The sequence below is a fragment of the Mesorhizobium sp. Root102 genome (genome assembly GCF_001425625.1).
GTDB lineage: Bacteria > Pseudomonadota > Alphaproteobacteria > Rhizobiales > Rhizobiaceae > Mesorhizobium.
On record NZ_LMCP01000014.1, the window covers coordinates 44,003 to 61,455 of the forward strand.

A 17,453-nucleotide genomic window follows, 5' to 3' on the forward strand; every position below is an offset into this window, starting at 1 on the left:
AGCGCCGGAAGTTCGTGAAAATCGCTGTCCCTAAAACTCTGTCCGCGCGCCGCCTGGGCGTGCGGATCCGCCCTACGTCCCTTCCGCCAGAACCGCCGCCAGCGTCTCATCGAGAACGCCGACCAGATGATCGGCGTTGGCCCGGCTGAAGATCATCGGCGGGCGCATCTTCAGCACGTTGTCGTGCGGCCCTTCGGTGCCGATCAGCACGCCGCGTGCCCTGACCCCGTCATTGACGTGGCGCGCTAGGGCGGTCGCCGGCGCCTTGCTTTTGCGGTCCTCGACCAGTTCGATACCGAGGAAGAGCCCTTGGCCGCGCACGTCGCCGATGATGTCGTAGCGGGACTGCAAGGCCTTGAACCTGGCTATAAGATAGTCGCCGATCTCCAGCGCATTGCGCCTGAGGCCGTCGCGCTCGATGACGTCGAGCACCGCAAGCCCGGCCGCACAGGACACCGGATTGCCACCGAAAGTGTTGAAATATTCCATGCCGTTGTTGAACGAGGCGGCGATCTCGGTGGTCGTCACCAAGGCCGCCATCGGATGGCCGTTGCCGATCGGCTTGCCCATGGTGACGATGTCGGGCGTCACCCCTTGCGTCTCGAAAGCCCACCAATGGCTGCCGACGCGGCCGAAGCCGACCTGCACCTCGTCGGCCGCACAAATGCCGCCGGCGGCCCGCACCATCGCATAGACTTCCGTGAGATAGCCGTCCGGCAGGAACACCTGGCCGGCGACGCTGGGGATAGATTCCGCCAGGAACAGGCCAGGCGCCCGGCCTTGTCTCGCCATATCAGCGATCTGCTCGGCGACACTCTCGGCAAAGCGTTTTGCTTGCTCCGCCAGCGGCCATTCGGCCGGGGCATGGTAGCTGTCGGGGATGATCGCCTCGAACACATGCGGCGGGCGCCCCTTGCCGCCCTTGCGCTTGTATTTGTAAGGGCTGAGTTCGATCAGTTCCTGCGTCGTGCCGTGATATCCCCAGTCGAGCACGATCGCCTCGCTGCGGCCGGTATGGGCTCGCGCCATGCGCAGCATCAGGCTGTTGGCCTCGCTGCCCGAACAGGCGAAGGACGCCACCGACAGGCCTGCGGGCAAGGTCGCCGTCAGCCGTTCCGCATAAGTGACGATGGCGTCGTGCAGATAGCGTGTGTTGGTGTTGAGTTTCGCCGCCTGCCTGGCGATCGCTTCGACCACATCGGGATGGGCATGACCGAGGTGGCAGACATTGTTGAAGCAATCGAGATAGGCGCGCCCAGTATCGTCGATCAGCCAGACGCCTTCTCCGCGCACGAACTTGATCGGCTCGGAATAGGAGATCGAGAGATTGGGCAGCAACGACGCCTTGCGCGCGGCAACGATCTGCGGACGGGAACGACCGCTTTTATGGAAGGTTTCGGGCGGAATGCCGGCCAGCTCAGCGGCGTCCGGAAACAGCTCTTGCCAGACGGCAAGATAGCGTTCTTCGCCGACGCCAAGGATGTCGCGCGCGGCCAGGCTTGCATCCGTCGATATCTGGAAATGCAGATGCGGCGCCCAGCCGCCATTCTCCGCGGCCGTGCCCATTTCGCCAACGAGCGCGCCTGCTTCCAGGTGGTCGCCGGCCTTCAGCCGCCGTCCTGCCTCATGCGCCATATGCCCCCACAGGGTGACGAAGGGTGGGCATCCCGGCGGCGCATGTTCCAGCGCCACCAGGCAGCCATAGCCGAGCGGATCCTCCTCGATCTCGACGCTTCTGACGGTGGCGGCCAGTGGCGTGTAGAGCCGCGTACCCGCCGGCATGAACAGATCGAGGCCCAGATGATTGGCACGGCGGGCGCCTTCGACGAACCGCGAGCGGAAGATGTCGCTGGTGTAGACCGTGCGTGCCTCGCCCCACGGGCCGATGCCGAGCGCAATGCCATGCTCGGCGCAATAGGCATCCCACCATGCGGTCGCCTGGTCGGGCTGCTGAGCGGCCGATGTCACCGTCATTGGACTTTGCGGATCGCCGTACGGCACGATCGCCTTGGCAAGCGTCGCCGGATGGCGGTCGAGAATTGGCGCAAGTTGCGCGCGGTTCGCAGTGATCCAGCGCGTGATGGCGCGCGCTCCGGGCGCGGCCTCGAAGCCGCAGGCGTGGCGCAGGATCGCCGTCGCGAAGCGCCGGTTCATCGCTCCCAAGCGCCGCAGCAGGCGCCAGGCCGGCGCTTCCGAAATGGACAGATAGGGATTGTCGGTGGTCCGCTCCTTGCGCGCCGCCGACAGCGTCACCGAGGTGACGAGACGCATCGCAATGAGATCGAAGAGCAGATCGAGCTCCTCTTCACGCAGCGGATACTCGGCATGGAACCCGCCGGCAAGACGGGCGGCAGCGCCGATCGGATCTTCGGCATCGAGGATGGCATAAGCACAGGCGACCGCAACCTCGGCGATCAGCACGCTGTGCAAGGCATCGCCGAAATCGATCAGCCCGGCGACATGCTCTGGCCGCTCCGGATCGACGAGCACGTTCCAGTCATTGGCGTCGTTGTGGATCACCTGCGCCCGCAGCGCCTGCAGTCGGGGCGCGATCGCGGCATCGAAATGATCGAGGAACCGCTCCAGCAAGGCGCGATCCTGCTCATCGTCGATGTGGTGAAGGCGTTGCCGCGCAGCACCGGCCCGGCGAATGTCCCAGTCGAACGTGCGCAGCGCGCCGGGGTGGATGAAGCCTTGCAGTGCGCGGTCCAACCGGCCGAGCGCGCCGCCGAGGCTTTCAAGCAGCTCCGGAGTGGACGGGCTCTCAGCCAGCGGCCGGCCGGCAAGCCAGGAGACCAGGCGCACGGCATGGTCTTCGCCACCGGCGCCGGTGGCGCGAGCGAGAGATGTTCCCCGCGCCGTCATCCTGAGACGCGGTACTGCGAGATGAGGACTGTTGCGCTCGAGGTGGTCGAACAGCGCCGTCTGGAACTCGCTCTCACCGAGCGGCTCGCTGGCGTTGACGATCTTGAGGATCCACAACGAATGGTCGGATGCGGTCAGCTTGAAATTCTGGTCGCGCTCGCTGTCCAGCGATGTGACGCTGCCGGCAATGCCGAAATGCCGCGCGGCGATATCAATGGCCTCGCTTTGCGAGAACTGAGGCGCTGGGTGGGAAACATTGGTCATCGGCAATCCGCATCTGCTTTCTCAAAGCTTGGCATGGGCTTGAAAATCGGGCATCCGGCAAAGCGTCGGTTGCGCCGTCACAATGACTGCATTGGCCGGCACATTAACGGAAGCGGATGGGAGCGGCTGTGATGAGGGAACTGGACGCCAAGGACAGGGACATTCTCGGCATCCTGTCGAAGGAGGCTCGCATCCCGCTGAAGACGCTTGCGGGGCGCATCGGCCTGTCGCGCAGCGCGACGAGCGAGCGGGTGGCATCGCTGGAAAAAAGCGGCGTCATCCGTGGCTACCGCGCCGATATCGGTCAGATGGACAAGGGACTGGTCTGCGCCTTCCTGCTCGTCACACTGATACGCACGCCGTCGATCGGCATTCTCGACCAGCTGGCACGCTATCCGGAAGTCCGGCGGGTATCATCGGTCAGCGGCCAGCTCGATCTGATTGTCGAGGTCGAGGTGCCGTCCATCGACAGGCTGAACACACTGCGCGATCTGATCGCCAGTCATGGCGGTGTCGAGGACCTCACAACCGCGATCGTCCTGCGCCGCGATATCGAGCGCGCGGTGGATTGAGCGCTCCGACCAAGCGCCTATTTGGCAATCTCAAGCAAGGACGATACCAGCAGCTCTCGCTCGTCTTTCGACAGGACATCCGCATCGAAGAGGTTCATGCTGCGCAACCCCTCGATGGCGAGGTAGCAGACCAGCAGCGATTTGAGGTCCGGCGTCTCGCCCTTCAGCCGCTCGAAAAGCTGCCGCTTGAATGTCTTTATCGGCGTCATGAAATCGGGGTCCTCGGCGATCGCCGAGAAGATCCAGGAGGCGGACGGCTGCTTGTCCTCGCAATCATTGGCCGACAGCCTGATGTAGACGGCCAGCGGATTTTCGTCCTTGTCATTCGCGCGGGCGGATTCCAGCGCGTGCTCGAATTCACGCAGATAGCCTTCGACCAAACCCTGCATCAATTTGGCCTTGGTCGGGAAATTATAGAGAAGCCCGCCCTTCGATACACCGGCGCGGCTGGCGACCGCTTCCAGCGACAGGCTTCCGGGCCCGGATTCCCGTGCGACTTCGGCCGCCGCAGCGAGAATCTTCTCGCGCGAGTTCGTTCTCTGGGCTCTCATGGCGCCTCCCTTCGCGAGCTTAGGCCCAATTGACAAGACCGTCCAGACGGTACAGTAAGACCGCCACTATTTGAAATCGGGACCCGCAGTCGATATGTGTCCCGATGTCCGCGCTTCGCGCCGGATTTCGACTGAGGGGACTTCCTTGTTCAAGCGCATACTCCGTATCTTTATCATCGTTCTGGTTCTGGCCGTGCTCGTCGTCGTGGTCGGCGGTATCGTCGGCTTCAACTTCCTGCGCGACAACGGCATCAAGCAGTATTTCGCCTCGATGAAGCCGCCGGCGGCAACCGTGTCGACGACGATCGCCAAGCCGTCGACCTGGACGCCGGGCGTCGAGGCGATCGGTACGGTCAAGGCGGTGCGCGGTGTTGACCTGACGGTAGAGACCACCGGTGTCGTCAAGGACATCCTTTTCCATGCCAACCAGAAGGTTGCGGACGGCGCGGTCCTGCTGCAGCTCGACGATGCGGTCGAGCGCGCAGATCTAGAAGCGACGAAGGCGCAAGTGGCGGTCGTCCAGATGGCGCTGACGCGCGCCATTGAACTGCAGAGGCGCGGCGTTAATGCGGACGCTACGCTCGACACGGCGCGGGCAACCGCAACGGCAACCGCTGCGCAAGTGAGCAAACTGCAGGCGGTGCTCGACCAGAAGCAGCTGACGGCGCCTTTCAGCGGCATGGTGGGTATCCCGAAAATCGACCTCGGCCAGTACCTGGCGCCCGGCACCGCTGTAGTGACGCTGCAGGATCTCGACACCATGCGGGTCGATTTCTCGGTTCCCGAACAGCAACTCCCGCTGCTCAAGATCGGCCAGACGGTTCGATTGGGCTTCGGCGGCGAGGACAGGCCGTTTGCCGGCGCCATTCGCGGCATCGACCCGAAGATCGACTCGTCCAGCCGGCTGGTGAATGTCAGGGCGGAAGTCGCCAATCCCGACGGCAAGCTGACCCCTGGCCAGTTCGTGCAGGTGCGCGTCGAACTGCCTGAAGAGCAGAACGTGCTGACGCTACCGCAGACGGCACTGACGACAAGCCTCTATGGCGACTACATCTTCGTGGTGCAGCCAGCGAAGCCTGCCGAGGCGGCCCCGGCGCAGGCAGCCAAGCCGGAAGAAAAACCAGCCGCGGCGGCCACCGACAAACCGGCTGACGCCAAGCGAGCCGATGCCATGAAGCCGGCGGCTGATGCAACGAAGCCCGCCGCCGATGCGGCAAAGCCAGCGGACAAGGCTGCCGATGCGGCCAAGCCGGCTGCGGAAGGTGACAAGCCTGCGCTGGTGTTGTCGCAGGTGTTCGTCAAGCCAGGCCGCCGCAATCAAGGCATGGTCGAGATCGTCGAGGGGCTGAAGGCCGGCGACGAGGTCGTCACTGCCGGTCAGAACCGTCTCTTCAACGGCATGTCCGTCGCTGTGGACAACACCATTGATCCGACCAAATCGGCGAACAAGCAGGCCGACCAGCAATGAGCTTTTCCGATCTCTTCATTCGCCGGCCTGTCCTTTCGACGGTCCTTGCCTGCATGATCTTGCTCCTGGGTTTCCAGGGCATCTTCAACCTGTCGATCCGGCAGTATCCGAAGGTCGACGAAACGGCCATCACCATCACGACGGCCTATCCAGGCGCCAGCGCCGATCTGATCCAGGGATTCATTTCCGCCCCCATCGCCCGCGCCGTTGCCTCGACCGAGAACATTGACTACGTCACCTCGTCCAGCCGGCCGTCGTCCAGCACCGTGACTGTGCAGATGAAGCTCGGCTCCAACCCCGATGTCGCGCTGACCGAAGTGCTGTCCAAGGTCCAGGGCGTGCGTGGCACCTTGCCCGACGCCTCCAAGGACCCTGTCATCGTCAAGGGCACCGGTCAGCAGTTCGCGATGATGTACATCTCGATGCAGAATCCGAACATGACGAAGGAGCAGCTGACGGAGTATATCGAGCGCGTCATCAGGCCGCGCATGTCGACCGTCGAAGGCGTCGCCGATGTGCAGATCTTCGGCGCGCAGGAATACTCGATGCGCGTCTGGATCGATCCGATCAAGCTCGCCGCGCGCGGCGTGACGGCCTCCGAAGTGCTGACGGCGATCAACAATTCCAACTTCCTGTCGGCACCTGGCAACACCCAGAACGAGTATGTCGTCTCGTCGATCACCGTGCGCTCGACATTGCAGACGCCGGAGGCGTTCGCCGAACTGCCGCTGCGCTCGACCGATGGCAATGTGGTTCGGTTGCGCGACGTGGCTCGCGTCGAACTCGCCGCCGCGAACACCGACACCAGGGTCTCCTTCAACGGCAAGCCCGGCACCTTCCTCGCCATCTTCCCGACCCCGGCGGCCAATCCGCTGACCACGGCGGCGGCGCTCACCAAGCTGGTGCCGCAGATTCAGGAGACACTGCCGAAAGGCATGACGATCGAGGTCGTCTACGACGCGACCGGGCAGATCAGCGCCTCGATCTACGAAGTGTTCAAGACCATTGCCGAGGCGGTTGCCATCGTCGTCGTCGTCATCCTTTTGTTCCTTGGCTCCTTCCGTTCGGTGCTGATGCCGATCATCACCATCCCGCTGTCGCTGATCGGCGTCTGTTTCCTTTTGTTTGCGGTCGGCTATTCGATCAACCTCCTGTCGCTGCTGGCCATGGTGCTGGCGATCGGCCTAGTCGTCGACGACGCCATCGTGGTGGTGGAGAACATCCATCGCCATATGGAAGAAGACCACATGTCGCCGATGCAGGCCGCGTTCAGCGGTATGCGCGAAATAGCGTCAGCCATCGTTGCCATGACCATGACGCTGGCCGCCGTGTTCGCGCCGCTGGCTTTCACCGGCGGCCTGACCGGCGCGCTGTTCCGTGAATTCGCGGTCACGCTCGCCGGCTCGGTGGTGCTGTCGGGCGTCATCGCCATCACCATCACCCCGATGATGTCGGCACGCCTCCTGAAGTCCGGCACGCCGGGCCGTTTCCAGCGCATCGTCGACGGCACCTTCGCGCGGGTCGAACATGTCTATGAGCGCGCCGTCACCGGGTCGCTGAACTATCGCCCATTGACGCTGATCATCGTGCTTGCGCTTGTCGGCGTCACCGGCTTCATGTTCACCAAGACCTCGAGCGAACTGGCGCCGGAAGAGGACCAGGGCTTTCTGCTCTCGCTTGTGACAGCGCCGCGTTATGCGACCTCCGACTACACCGAGACATACGTCAACCAGATTCTCGGTCTGGTGAAGGATATTCCCGAAACACGGGCGCAATTCTCGGCCGTCGCCTTCGGCGGCACGACAAACAGCGCCTTCGTCGGCTTTGCCTTCAAGGACTGGGCGGAACGCAAGCGCAATTCGAAGGAACTGCAGGCCGACATTACGGCTCGTATCGCCAAAGTGGCAGGTGTCCAGGCCTTCGTCTTCGCGCCGCCGACGCTGCCGGGCTCCGGCGGCGGCCTGCCCATCTCCATGGTGGTGCGATCGACCGGCGATTCCTCGGAAGTGTACGAGGTGGCCGAGCAGATCAAGAACAAGGCGCAAGCCTCCGGCCGCTTCATCGTCGTGCAGAATTCGATGGCCTATGACGCACCGGAGGTGACAGTGACCATCGACCGTGACCGCGCCGCGGCGCTGAACCTGCCGATCGCCGATATCGGCCGCACGCTGACATTGCTGGTCGGTGGCGCCGAAGTGGCGCAGTTCGACCGCGACTCCAACAGCTACGACATCATCCCGCAGGTGCCGCAGGAATTTCGCGACAACCCCGACAAGCTCGGCGAATACTTCGTACGCAGCGTGACGGGCGAGATGGTGCCGCTGTCGGCGGTGGTCAAGATTTCGACCAATGCGGCGCCGGCCGCCATCGAACAGTTCAACCAGCTGAATTCGTCGACGATTTCGGCGCTTCCGCTGCCCGGCGTCACTACCGGCGACGGGCTGAAAGCGCTGGAGGACATCGCCAACGAGAGCCTGCCCGACACCTTCTTCGTCGACTATTCCGGTCAATCGCGACAGGAAAAGGAACAGGGCAACACCATCCTGATCGCTTTCGCGGCCGCCGTTGTCGTCATCTATCTGGTGCTGGCGGCACAGTTTGAAAGTTTCCGCGACCCGCTGATCATCATGATGGCGGTGCCGCTGTCCATCTTCGGCGCGATCGTGCCGCTCAATCTGGGCCTCGGCACACTCAACATCTACACGCAGGTTGGCCTGATCACACTGATCGGTCTGATCACCAAGCACGGCATCCTGCTGGTCGAGTTCGCCAACCAGCAGCGCGAAAAGCATGGAATGCGGCGGCGCGACGCCATCATCGCCTCGGCCAAGGTGCGCCTGCGGCCGATCCTCATGACGACGGCGGCGATGGCGCTCGGCGTTGTGCCGCTGATCACGTCCAGCGGCGCTGGTGCCGCGGCCCGCTATTCGATGGGCCTGGTCATCTTCACCGGCATCCTGGTCGGAACCATGTTCACGCTCTTCGTCGTGCCCATGTTCTACACCTTCATCGCCAGCAAGGACCTGCCTCACCTGGCCGAGAAACCGGATCCCAAGCTGATGCCGGCGCTGCCGAGCTAATAGAGCAATTCCAGGAAAAGTCTGTAACGGTTTTCCGCTCGGAATTGCTCAAGACACGTTGGAAACAAAAGAAAAGAGGCCAGAAATTTCCGACCTCTTTTCTTTTTGGCTGGGCTCGATACCGCCGGTTTGAGCTGTACTCAATGCTGCAGCGTTTTCCGGTGGGAGCTTTGAGGCGCGGCAGCATGCTGCCACGCCATCGTTTCCAGCCTGCTACTTGACGATGACGATGCTGGTGTTGGTCGCCCCGAATGTTTCGACGAGCTGGTAGAAATCGGCGGCGTTGTCGGGATGCAGTCGCACGCAGCCATGTGAAGCCGGCTGGCCTAGACGCTTGATCGCGTAAGTCGCATGCACCGCATAGCCGCCGCTGAAGAAGACCGAGTGCGGCATCGGCGCGTTGTCGTATTTCTTCGAATACCACATCTCATGCATGCGGGTCGGCTTGAACGAGCCGGTCGGCGTCACATGAGCCCGATCGCCGGTGGAAACCTTCCAGGCGAAGGTCGGCCGGCCGTCGACCGAGACTTCCATGATCTGCTGTGAGAGCGAAACGCGTGCCACGATCTTGTTGGCGGCGTGCGCTGCGCCCGAGCCAGCGCCGAACAGCAGTGCGACGCCCGTCAGCGCGGCTGCGGTGATGTTGATGAGCTTGGCGGAAATGGCGGTACGCATGATGAAGTCCCCTCTCTCTGCCGGTCCGGCCGGCTCCAATTCGATGACTGCTTATCCCAGCGTCATGTTTCGAGGGTATTTCGCAAAATGCTCATTTGTGTTTCGAATCTGTTTCCTCCGGTTAACAAGTGCAGACGTTTCATGGGAGCGAATGAGAGTCGGCTCCGCATCCGGCCGGCAGGACCAAAGTCAGGAACATGAGTATCTGCCTCTAAACGAAAGTGCGAATTAGCGTCATACGAAAGAAAGGTCGGCGACCTCGAAACCGAACTGAAACGAAGCGAGGCTTCAAGCGGCATCATCCGGATACGGGCCGCAAGCAAAGTTGACGCAACGAAAACAGCCGGTAACGAAACATGGGAACGAGATCGAACGCGCTGTCCTGGCTTTTCAGGATCAGCATCGCGGCAGCGGTCATCGGCGGCGGCGGCACGGTTGCCGGCACCCCGCTGACAAGCCTCGGCGGGATGACTTCAGGCGAGATTTCGACGCTGCATGCCGCACTGTTTTTCGCCACGGTCTGGATTGTTTCCAGCCTGCGCATCGCCCGGCTAAAGGCCCTCTGGCGGGTCGGCCTTAGGCTGACGGGTTTGCGCGGCGCCTCCGGCAACTTGCTGCCGAGAGGACCGAGGGCCCGCGCCGCGACGGGGGGCTCCGTGGGCGGCGCGGGCACTTCGGGGGTGTCCTGAAGCGACCCGCAACACGTTCATTTTTTTGGGGAATTGGTACGATGAAAACGAAATTTGCCGCTTCGGTGCTGTCCGCACTGCTCTACGCACAGGGCCTGCTCGGTTTTGCGGGCCTTGCCACCGTGCTGCTGAGGGACCGCGCCCATGCAAGCGAACTGACCATGGGCAGTGACATGCCGGTCGGCCCATCACTTCTGCTGGTACGCTGAGCCTCAAGAGTATCGGGCCCAGAGATGGAAAATCCGATGCTCAGCCAAACAAATTGTCTGGGTGTCCGGCAATCAACTGGCGAATTGCTGCGGCGGATCGAACCTGTAGCCGGCGCCACGTATGGTGGTGATGGTTTCGGTGTCGAGCTTGCGGCGCAGCCGCACGATGCGCGAATCGATCGAGCGATCGAACGCGTCGGCGTTTTCGGCGGGTGCTGCGGCAATGATGTCGTCACGCGTCAGCACCTTGCGTGGACTGGCCAGGAACAGCCTGAGCAGGGCCACCTGACCGGGCGAGAGCTGTTCCTCCGTGCCGGAGCGATGCATGACCATGGCCGACCGCAGATCGACGGTCGCGTTCTCCAGCACGATCAGTTCCTGGGTGCCCCTGCCGCGCCGCGAAAGCAGGCCGCCAACCCGGGCTGCCAGCTCCCTGACATTGAGCGGGCTCTCGACGACGTCGGCCGCACCCAACTCGAGCGCCAGCACCTTGTCGACGAGATCGGCCGGCCGGCAGATCAGGATGAACTCCGGTCCGCCCTCGCCGCCCCCGCCTTGGCCGCCATAACGCCGGAGCAGGTCGCGCCCCTCAGCCTGGCTGAGGCTGTCGCCGACGACGACGACGTCGATGCCCTTTCCCGACAGCAGCGATTCGGCCTCCCAGGGCTGCCGCGCCTGGCGCACATCGTGACCGCGTCGCTCGAGATGGTCGGCGAGTTCGGTCGCGACCACTTCGGCAACGGAAACAAGCGCGATGATCGATCGTGCGGCCATGTTTTCCCACCCTGCAACAGACATCCCGAGATGAGTGCTGGACATCATGTTTATACCCAATCTACTTTCCACTGAAAGTGGGAGCGAAAGCATCGTGCGGGCAAGAATTATCATCGTCGAGGATGAGCCCGACCTGAGGGACGCGGTTGCCGAATATCTCGAAGCCGCCGGCTATGAGGCGGTCACCGCTGAAAGTGCTATCGCCGCGCGCAGCCTCGTTGAAACGCAGTCGTTCCACCTCGCCATTCTCGACATCGCGATGCCCGGCGAGGATGGCCTGTCGCTCGGCCGCTGGCTGCGCTCGAAGCTGCCGATCGGCATCATCTACGCCACCGCCGCCGGTACCGCGCTCGACCGCATCGTCGGACTGGAGCTTGGTGCCGACGACTACATCGTCAAGCCATACGAATTGCGCGAAGTGCTGGCGAGGGTCCGCAGCGTGTTGCGCCGGGTTCCCCAGCCTCAGGAGCTTCAAGACAAAAAGGCCAGGACCGATCGCCGTTCCGTTGCTTTCGGCCCTTTCCAGGCCGATCTCGACGGCAGGCTGGTCACCGGCGCCAATGGCGCGGTGGTCGACATGGCCAAGAGCGAATTCGACGTGCTGGAGGTTTTCCTGACCCGCGCCAACCGGCTTTTGACCCGCGCCGCGATCTCCGAGGCGATCGGCTTCACCGAAGATCCGGAATCGTCGCGCGCCGTCGACATTCGCATCATGCGGCTGCGCAAGAAGATCGAGACCGACCCGGCCAATCCGAAATTCCTGCGCACGGTGCGCGGCGAAGGCTATATCTTCTCGCTGCCGACCGGCGACGGCAACTGAGCAGCGAGGCCAGAGGGTTTCAGGCTCGGGCCGTTGCTCGTCGATCGAATTGGCATGACCTCTGGAATGACGGCTGATAATGACCGCTGAAGCAGCAAGCTCGGAGATGCAGGGTTTCAGGCAGGGCGCTGCGATGGCGGCCGTGCGTATCGTTCGCCGGCTGCGTGAGGCCGGCGACTGGCAGCGCGAGATGGAAGGTATCCTGGAAACGCTCTGCCGGGCCATGGATTCCCAGCGCGGCATCCTGTTTCGCTTGCGCGAACTGCCCGGCCAGGGCTTCGCCCAATCCGTCGCCGCCTATTGGATCGACCCTCTCTTTGGCGGCGAACTGGCGTCGCCGACTGTCATCATGCAGTCGATCGTCAATTCGGACCCGCTGCTGGAGCGGCTGGCCGAGGACGAGCGGCAAGGCAAGATCTTCGCCGGCCACACGCGCAATCTCGATGGCTTTCTGAGAACCGATTTCGAAAAGCAGAACATCAAGTCGTTCCTGTCGGTGTCGGTCTTCGCGCACGGCCATCTCTGGGGCACGCTAGCGGTCAATGACTGCGTCAACGAGCGCGAGTGGACCGACGAGGAAGAGGCGACACTGCACATCATCGCGCTGGCCATCGGCGATGCCATCGAACGCTCGCTGTCCGAAGCCCATGCCAGCGAGGTCATTCGCCGCACCATGCTGCAGGCCTCGCTCGACGCTATCGTCGTCATCGATGAGACCGGCTCTATCATCGAATTCAATCCGGCCGCCGAGAAGATGTTCGGCTTCCAGCGCAGCGACATCCTCGGCAAGGATCTGCTCGATACCATCGTGCCGATCTATTACCGAAAGGGCTATGCTTCGGGAGCCGAATACATGTCTGGCCGCGGCGCGCCGATGGTCGGCCAGCGGCTCGAGACGGTGACCCAGAACGCCGCCGGCGAGGTGTTCCCGATCGAGCTGACGGCAACCGAGATGCGGGTCGCCGACCGCCGCCTGATCTTCGGCTCCATCCGCGACCTGCGCGACAAGCTTCGCGCCGAGGAGGAGATCGGCCGCCAGCGCGAGAAGCTGCACCAGAATGAGAAGATGGCGGCGATGGGTTCGTTGCTGGCCGGCGTGTCGCATGAGCTCAACAACCCGCTGGCCGTGGTGGTGGCGCAATCGACGCTGCTGCACGAGTTCGCCTCCGATCCGCAGACCAAGGTGCGCGCAGAGAAAGTCCGTGCCGCCGCCGAGCGCTGCGGCCGCATCGTCAAGAGCTTCCTGTCCATGGTGCGCCTTCATCCCGCGGCGCAAGCCGAAACCGACCTCAACCAGGTGATCCGTGCAGCGTTGGAAGTGACCGCCTATGGCGCGCGCTCAAGCGGCATCATCATCGACACCGACTTCGCCGCCGGCCCGCTGCTGGCCATGGCCGACGCCGACCACGTGACGCAGGTGGCGGCCAATTTCCTCATCAACAGCCAGCACGCTCTGGCCGGCATTGCCGGCGACCGGCTGATCAAGGTGCGGACGTTCCGCAGCGACCGGGGTCACCCCTGCTTCTCGGTCGAGGACAACGGGCCCGGCGTGCCGGAAGCGATCCGCAGCCGCATCTTCGAATCCTATTTCACCACCAAGCCGGTCGGCGTCGGCACCGGCATTGGCCTGTCGATCTCGAAATCGATCATCGAGCGGCACAATGGCAATGTCTGGTTCGAGGAAGTGCTGCCGCGAGGAGCGCGTTTTGTCGTCCAGCTGCCCGCCATCGTAGCCGGCCTTGCCACAGCCGGCGAGAACCAGCCGCGATCGAGCGGCCTGCGCCACGCCTTGATCATCGACGACGAGCCGGATGTTGCCGGCTCGCTCTCCGACATTCTCGAATTGATGGGCATCAAGTCGCGGATCGTGCCGGTCTGGGAATCGGGCGCCGCCACCTTGAGCGGTCACATGCCGCCGGACATCGTCTTTTCGGATTTGCGCATGCCTGGCGTCAGCGGCATATCGATCTATCGCGAGCTGCTCGCCCAAAAGCCTGACCTGGCGCGGCGTTTCGTGCTGGTTACCGGCGACCTGATCGGCGCGAAGGCCGAAATCGAGGCCCTGCCCGCACAGCAGCGGCCGCAGATCCTGGAAAAGCCGTTCAGCACGCTGGATGTGCGCAGTGTGCTGTCCGCCATTGCCGAACAGGCGGCAATAAAAGGATAAAAAAGAGGCCCCCAACCGACATCGCGGCGGGAGCCGAAAGGAGCGCTGGAGGAGCGCTCGGGGAGGTCAGAGCACGATCCCCAAAGAGGGAACCGGTTTTCGGGATCATGCTTCGACAGAAGTCAGAAAATGTTCGGCGTGCCGGTCAACGGCGCAGCATTGGCGATCATGCGGATTGCGCGGCTCTTGTGTGCTCCGGACTGCTCCGCAATGGCGCGCAGGCAATCGATGCTCTCGGCGCCCCAGGCCTGCCCCCTGCAGGCAAAGTCGGTCAGCGGCATCGGCAGACGCGCGGTCCTGGTCGTCGTCTGCGCACCCTCGACGAGGTTGGCCGGTGGATTCAGCGAAGCGAAGGCTGGCCCGATTGTCGGCGTGAACGCCATTCCGATGAGGGCGCAAGCAGCCAGCACCATGAACATCGCCATGGGGTGGTCACTGGCCCGCTGGCGCAGCGCCAGTTTCGGACGGCGGTCATTGCGCACTGGAGCCTGAAGGCGGCCCTCGCCGCGGATCGTCTGGACTTTCGCATGCATTGCCTTCCCCTTCGCTGAGTTTCCTTTGGTGATAAAACGAATTTAATCGCACTTGGTAACGGGCGAATGATACGGAGAGCTTGCCCGTGTAACAGCATCGCAACACTGGTAACGGGCATAATCGGGCAAAACCGGCCACGGCCGGATACGCTGGTCTGTTTTGCGAAGCTGTTTCATGCGCGCGATCAGGATATTGCTGGAACGTCGATATCCGGCAGCAAAGCCCAACCTCAGCCGGCGAACTATGAGCAACCTCACACTCCGGACAGGGAAGCAGTATTTTTTGCGAGAAAACGGGCGAGATTTTCTCGGAACGAGCGCTGCCCCTCGCCCAAGACGCTCGTTCCACAAGCCATGTTAAGGCTCGGAATTTCCCGTATTTTCCTCGGTTGCTTCGGTCGAAAATCGACTTCGGCACGGATGAACAGAAATACGATACTTTCACAAGCCATTGCATTTCAATGAAAAATATGATTTTATTGAATGAGTATTCAATAAAAAGAAGAGACGTTTTATGAACCCGCACCTCCGTGACGTGGCGATCCCCAACGATTGGGACCGGCGGGGACTACCGGGCTGGAGTTACCACTCCGATGCCCTTCTCGATCTCGAGAAGGAGCACGTCTTCCGCAACCACTGGCAGATCGTCGGGCATGTCTCAGACGTCCCTGACGCCGGCGACTACCTGACCATGGACGTCGTCGGCGAGCGCGCCTTGATCGTGCGCGGCAAGGATGGAGTCGTGCGCGGTTTCAACAACATGTGCCGCCACCGCGGCAGCCGCGTCGTCGCCGACAGCCAGGGCAATTGCAAGAATGCGCTCGTGTGCCCGTTCCACGGCTGGGTCTACAATCTCGACGGCACGCTGCGCGGTGCCGCACGTCCGCGTTCCTTCCCCGACCTCGACAAGACCGAGTTCGGCCTGATGCCGCTCGATCTGGAAGTCTGGATGGGCTTCATCTTCATCCGCTTCCGAAATGGCGGGCCGCAGCCCTCGGTGGCAGAATTGATGAAGCCGATCGAGCCCGAATTCGCGCATTACAACGCCGCCGACATGGTGCCTTCCTGGGGCATCTGGAACCAGAAGACGCCGGTCAATTGGAAGTCGGTGCGCGACGTCGACAATGAGGGCTATCACGTCGCCATGGCGCATCCCGCCTTGCAGGATCTTTACGGCGCCACCTATTTCGACGAGCCCTTCATCAACGGCGTGTCGCGCTCATTCGCCACCTACAACCCGCATGCCGGCCGGCGGTGGAGCGTCAGGAACTACGTCAAGATCGCGCCGGAGCCGGCGCATCTGCCGGACTATCTGAAGAAGGCCTGGGTCTATTACGGCATCTTCCCCAATGCGGTCATTTCGGTGATGCCGGAATCGGTGCAGTTCTATCAGGAGTTTCCGCTGTCGACGGGTGAGACACTGCTGCGCGGCGCCATCTATCGCTACCGCGACGAAAGCCGCGAGCAGGCCGCTGCCCGCTACCTCTCCTTCCGCATCGACCGCGACACCATGTCGGAAGATGTCCAGCTCTCGGTGTGGTCGAACGAATCCATGCTGTCCGAAGCCTTCGAGGGCTTCTATCTCTCGGACCTCGAATATGGCGTACGCACCCACCACGACCATCTGCGCAAGATGCTGCCGGTGCTGGGCCTGGAGACCGCACCCGAAGAGAAGGACATGTGGAATTTGAACGACGCGCTGAGGTCGCGGTCTTAGGACCTTGAAGCTAGCGGTCTCCCCCACGAGGGCAGGGCTATCGCATATGAGCGATTGCCTGGATGAGATAGTCGTCATTCCAAGCGCATTTCTTGATGCGGTGGCTGATGGGGACTTTGTCGATGTCGGCGGCCTGAAGGATATTTCTGGCGATGCGGTTAATGAGCGCGGTGTTGGCTGGGGCGTTGTCCTTGCGGGCACGGCTGAGGTCTTCATGCAGATGAACGTCGAGCATCCAATGCAGTCCGTTCTCGATCTGCCAATGAGCTCTTGTAAGATCGATCGCCTGCTGTGGCGACAGCAGCGTTGAGGTCATGAACAGGCGCGTCAGCGGCTCGGCTTGATCGCGCCGACTGGTGATGCGGATAAAGGCCTTGTGAGCGGGCATTAGCGGTTCGGCAGCCGCCACAACCTCTGTCTGCCGCCATTCCTTGCGGCCATGGCTGGTCTCGGTCCGCTCAGTGACGGCGGGAATGGTCTGGGCCAGATGTTGTTTGGCCCGAGCCAGCCAATGCCGGCGGTTTCCCTTGAGCGCGAGCAGATAGTCGCCGCCGCGCTGAATGATGGCCTGGGCCATGCGCGTGTGGCAATGGAGCGCATCAGCCGTGACCAATCGGCCAGTAAGATCAATGAGTTCGACGACTTTGAGGGCAGCCTCGACTTCATTGTCTTCATCGCCGGGCGAGACCGCCGCCAAACACAGCCGCGTCTGGCTGGCAAAGGCCGACACCGTCAGGGGTGGGCTGGCCGCAAAGCCTTTCTCATAGGCCCGCCGCAGCGCCTTGCCATCAAGCGAGACCACACCGTGGCGTGCCTGGGCAAAGCCTGCGGCAAAGGCGGCGAACGCACGTCCGAAGGCCTCCGGATCGAGCAGGCGCAACAGCCGCGAGAAGGTGTCGTGACTGGGCGCCTCCTCATAGTCGATCAAGCGCGACAGCGCCTGCTTGCGCTCTTGCGCGAACAACGAGAACTCCGTTGCGCTGGTCGCGCCACATAAGCTCGCAGCGATCATCATCACGATCAGGTCGCCAAGCCGGTGTGTGGCATTGGCCGCGCGCGGATCAGGGAC

At 62.7% G+C, this 17,453-nt stretch carries 14 protein-coding genes; 8 read left to right on the plus strand and 6 right to left on the minus strand.

Features of this window, described 5'->3' with window-relative positions:
• Positions 1–72: 72 nt before the first annotated feature.
• Positions 73–3,129, minus strand: coding sequence for an aminotransferase class III-fold pyridoxal phosphate-dependent enzyme (locus ASD12_RS15100; protein ID WP_056587285.1), 3,057 nt, complete (start codon positions 3,127–3,129; stop codon positions 73–75).
• 131 nt (positions 3,130–3,260) lie between these two features.
• Here ASD12_RS15100 and ASD12_RS15105 point away from each other — a divergent pair, with 131 nt between their 5' ends.
• Positions 3,261–3,701 (plus strand): Lrp/AsnC family transcriptional regulator, encoded by a 441-nt coding sequence (locus tag ASD12_RS15105; protein WP_056587288.1) that lies wholly within the window; start codon positions 3,261–3,263, stop codon positions 3,699–3,701.
• A 17-nt stretch (positions 3,702–3,718) separates the two neighbouring features.
• Here the strand turns inward: ASD12_RS15105 and ASD12_RS15110 are convergent, their stop codons facing one another.
• A complete protein-coding gene (locus ASD12_RS15110; RefSeq protein WP_056587290.1) occupies positions 3,719–4,252 on the minus strand; it encodes a TetR/AcrR family transcriptional regulator in 534 nt (177 codons plus the stop codon).
• Between the two features lie 145 nt (positions 4,253–4,397).
• Here ASD12_RS15110 and ASD12_RS15115 point away from each other — a divergent pair, with 145 nt between their 5' ends.
• Together ASD12_RS15115 and ASD12_RS15120 are read left to right on the plus strand one after the other, a co-directional pair.
• Entirely contained in the window at positions 4,398–5,720 is a 1,323-nt protein-coding gene (locus tag ASD12_RS15115; protein ID WP_056587292.1) for an efflux RND transporter periplasmic adaptor subunit, read from the plus strand.
• Entirely contained in the window at positions 5,717–8,800 is a 3,084-nt protein-coding gene (locus ASD12_RS15120; RefSeq protein ID WP_056587294.1) for an efflux RND transporter permease subunit, read from the plus strand. The genes ASD12_RS15115 and ASD12_RS15120 overlap by 4 nt, the downstream gene beginning before the upstream one ends.
• Positions 8,801–9,013: 213 nt before the next feature.
• Here the strand turns inward: ASD12_RS15120 and ASD12_RS15125 are convergent, their stop codons facing one another.
• Positions 9,014–9,475 (minus strand): L,D-transpeptidase, encoded by a 462-nt coding sequence (locus tag ASD12_RS15125; RefSeq protein WP_056587296.1) that lies wholly within the window; start codon positions 9,473–9,475, stop codon positions 9,014–9,016.
• A 356-nt stretch (positions 9,476–9,831) separates the two neighbouring features.
• Here ASD12_RS15125 and ASD12_RS15130 point away from each other — a divergent pair, with 356 nt between their 5' ends.
• Together ASD12_RS15130 and ASD12_RS34885 are read left to right on the plus strand one after the other, a co-directional pair.
• Positions 9,832–10,164, plus strand: a complete 333-nt coding sequence (locus ASD12_RS15130) for a hypothetical protein (RefSeq protein WP_056587300.1) — start codon at positions 9,832–9,834, stop codon at positions 10,162–10,164.
• Between the two features lie 41 nt (positions 10,165–10,205).
• Positions 10,206–10,373: a hypothetical protein gene (locus ASD12_RS34885; protein WP_081738724.1), complete on the plus strand. Its 168-nt coding sequence runs from the start codon at positions 10,206–10,208 to the stop codon at positions 10,371–10,373.
• Positions 10,374–10,445: 72 nt separating this feature from the next.
• Here the strand turns inward: ASD12_RS34885 and ASD12_RS15135 are convergent, their stop codons facing one another.
• Entirely contained in the window at positions 10,446–11,147 is a 702-nt protein-coding gene (locus ASD12_RS15135) for a response regulator transcription factor (protein WP_056587303.1), read from the minus strand.
• Between the two features lie 46 nt (positions 11,148–11,193).
• On the opposite strand from ASD12_RS15135, the gene ASD12_RS15140 reads away from it, so the two are divergent.
• Both ASD12_RS15140 and ASD12_RS15145 read left to right on the plus strand, forming a co-directional pair.
• A complete protein-coding gene (locus ASD12_RS15140) occupies positions 11,194–11,967 on the plus strand; it encodes a response regulator transcription factor (RefSeq protein WP_200951033.1) in 774 nt (257 codons plus the stop codon).
• A 79-nt stretch (positions 11,968–12,046) separates the two neighbouring features.
• Positions 12,047–14,134: an ATP-binding protein gene (locus ASD12_RS15145; RefSeq protein ID WP_056587309.1), complete on the plus strand. Its 2,088-nt coding sequence runs from the start codon at positions 12,047–12,049 to the stop codon at positions 14,132–14,134.
• A gap of 122 nt (positions 14,135–14,256) precedes the next feature.
• Here ASD12_RS15145 and ASD12_RS15150 read toward each other — a convergent pair whose 3' ends face one another.
• On the minus strand, positions 14,257–14,667 hold the full coding sequence (locus ASD12_RS15150; protein WP_056587311.1) for a hypothetical protein: 411 nt from the start codon (positions 14,665–14,667) through the stop codon (positions 14,257–14,259).
• Between the two features lie 514 nt (positions 14,668–15,181).
• Between ASD12_RS15150 and ASD12_RS15155 the strand changes: the two genes are divergently transcribed.
• A complete protein-coding gene (locus ASD12_RS15155) occupies positions 15,182–16,384 on the plus strand; it encodes an aromatic ring-hydroxylating dioxygenase subunit alpha (RefSeq protein ID WP_056587314.1) in 1,203 nt (400 codons plus the stop codon).
• A 37-nt stretch (positions 16,385–16,421) separates the two neighbouring features.
• Here the strand turns inward: ASD12_RS15155 and ASD12_RS15160 are convergent, their stop codons facing one another.
• The gene (locus ASD12_RS15160) at positions 16,422–17,408 is read right to left on the minus strand and encodes an ISAs1 family transposase (RefSeq protein ID WP_348271719.1); all 987 of its coding nucleotides are present in this window, start codon (positions 17,406–17,408) and stop codon (positions 16,422–16,424) included.
• Positions 17,409–17,453: the final 45 nt, after the last annotated feature.

Coding starts and splice junctions, on each gene's coding strand:
- ASD12_RS15100 (WP_056587285.1), bottom strand. CDS start 3,129: ATGACCAATGTTTCCCACCCAGCGCCTCAGTTCTCGCAAAGCGAGGCC.
- ASD12_RS15105 (WP_056587288.1), top strand. CDS start 3,261: ATGAGGGAACTGGACGCCAAGGACAGGGACATTCTCGGCATCCTGTCG.
- ASD12_RS15110 (WP_056587290.1), bottom strand. CDS start 4,252: ATGAGAGCCCAGAGAACGAACTCGCGCGAGAAGATTCTCGCTGCGGCG.
- ASD12_RS15120 (WP_056587294.1), top strand. CDS start 5,717: ATGAGCTTTTCCGATCTCTTCATTCGCCGGCCTGTCCTTTCGACGGTC.
- ASD12_RS15125 (WP_056587296.1), bottom strand. CDS start 9,475: ATGCGTACCGCCATTTCCGCCAAGCTCATCAACATCACCGCAGCCGCG.
- ASD12_RS15130 (WP_056587300.1), top strand. CDS start 9,832: ATGGGAACGAGATCGAACGCGCTGTCCTGGCTTTTCAGGATCAGCATC.
- ASD12_RS34885 (WP_081738724.1), top strand. CDS start 10,206: ATGAAAACGAAATTTGCCGCTTCGGTGCTGTCCGCACTGCTCTACGCA.
- ASD12_RS15135 (WP_056587303.1), bottom strand. CDS start 11,147: ATGGCCGCACGATCGATCATCGCGCTTGTTTCCGTTGCCGAAGTGGTC.
- ASD12_RS15140 (WP_200951033.1), top strand. CDS start 11,194: ATGTTTATACCCAATCTACTTTCCACTGAAAGTGGGAGCGAAAGCATC.
- ASD12_RS15145 (WP_056587309.1), top strand. CDS start 12,047: ATGACCGCTGAAGCAGCAAGCTCGGAGATGCAGGGTTTCAGGCAGGGC.
- ASD12_RS15150 (WP_056587311.1), bottom strand. CDS start 14,667: ATGCATGCGAAAGTCCAGACGATCCGCGGCGAGGGCCGCCTTCAGGCT.
- ASD12_RS15155 (WP_056587314.1), top strand. CDS start 15,182: ATGAACCCGCACCTCCGTGACGTGGCGATCCCCAACGATTGGGACCGG.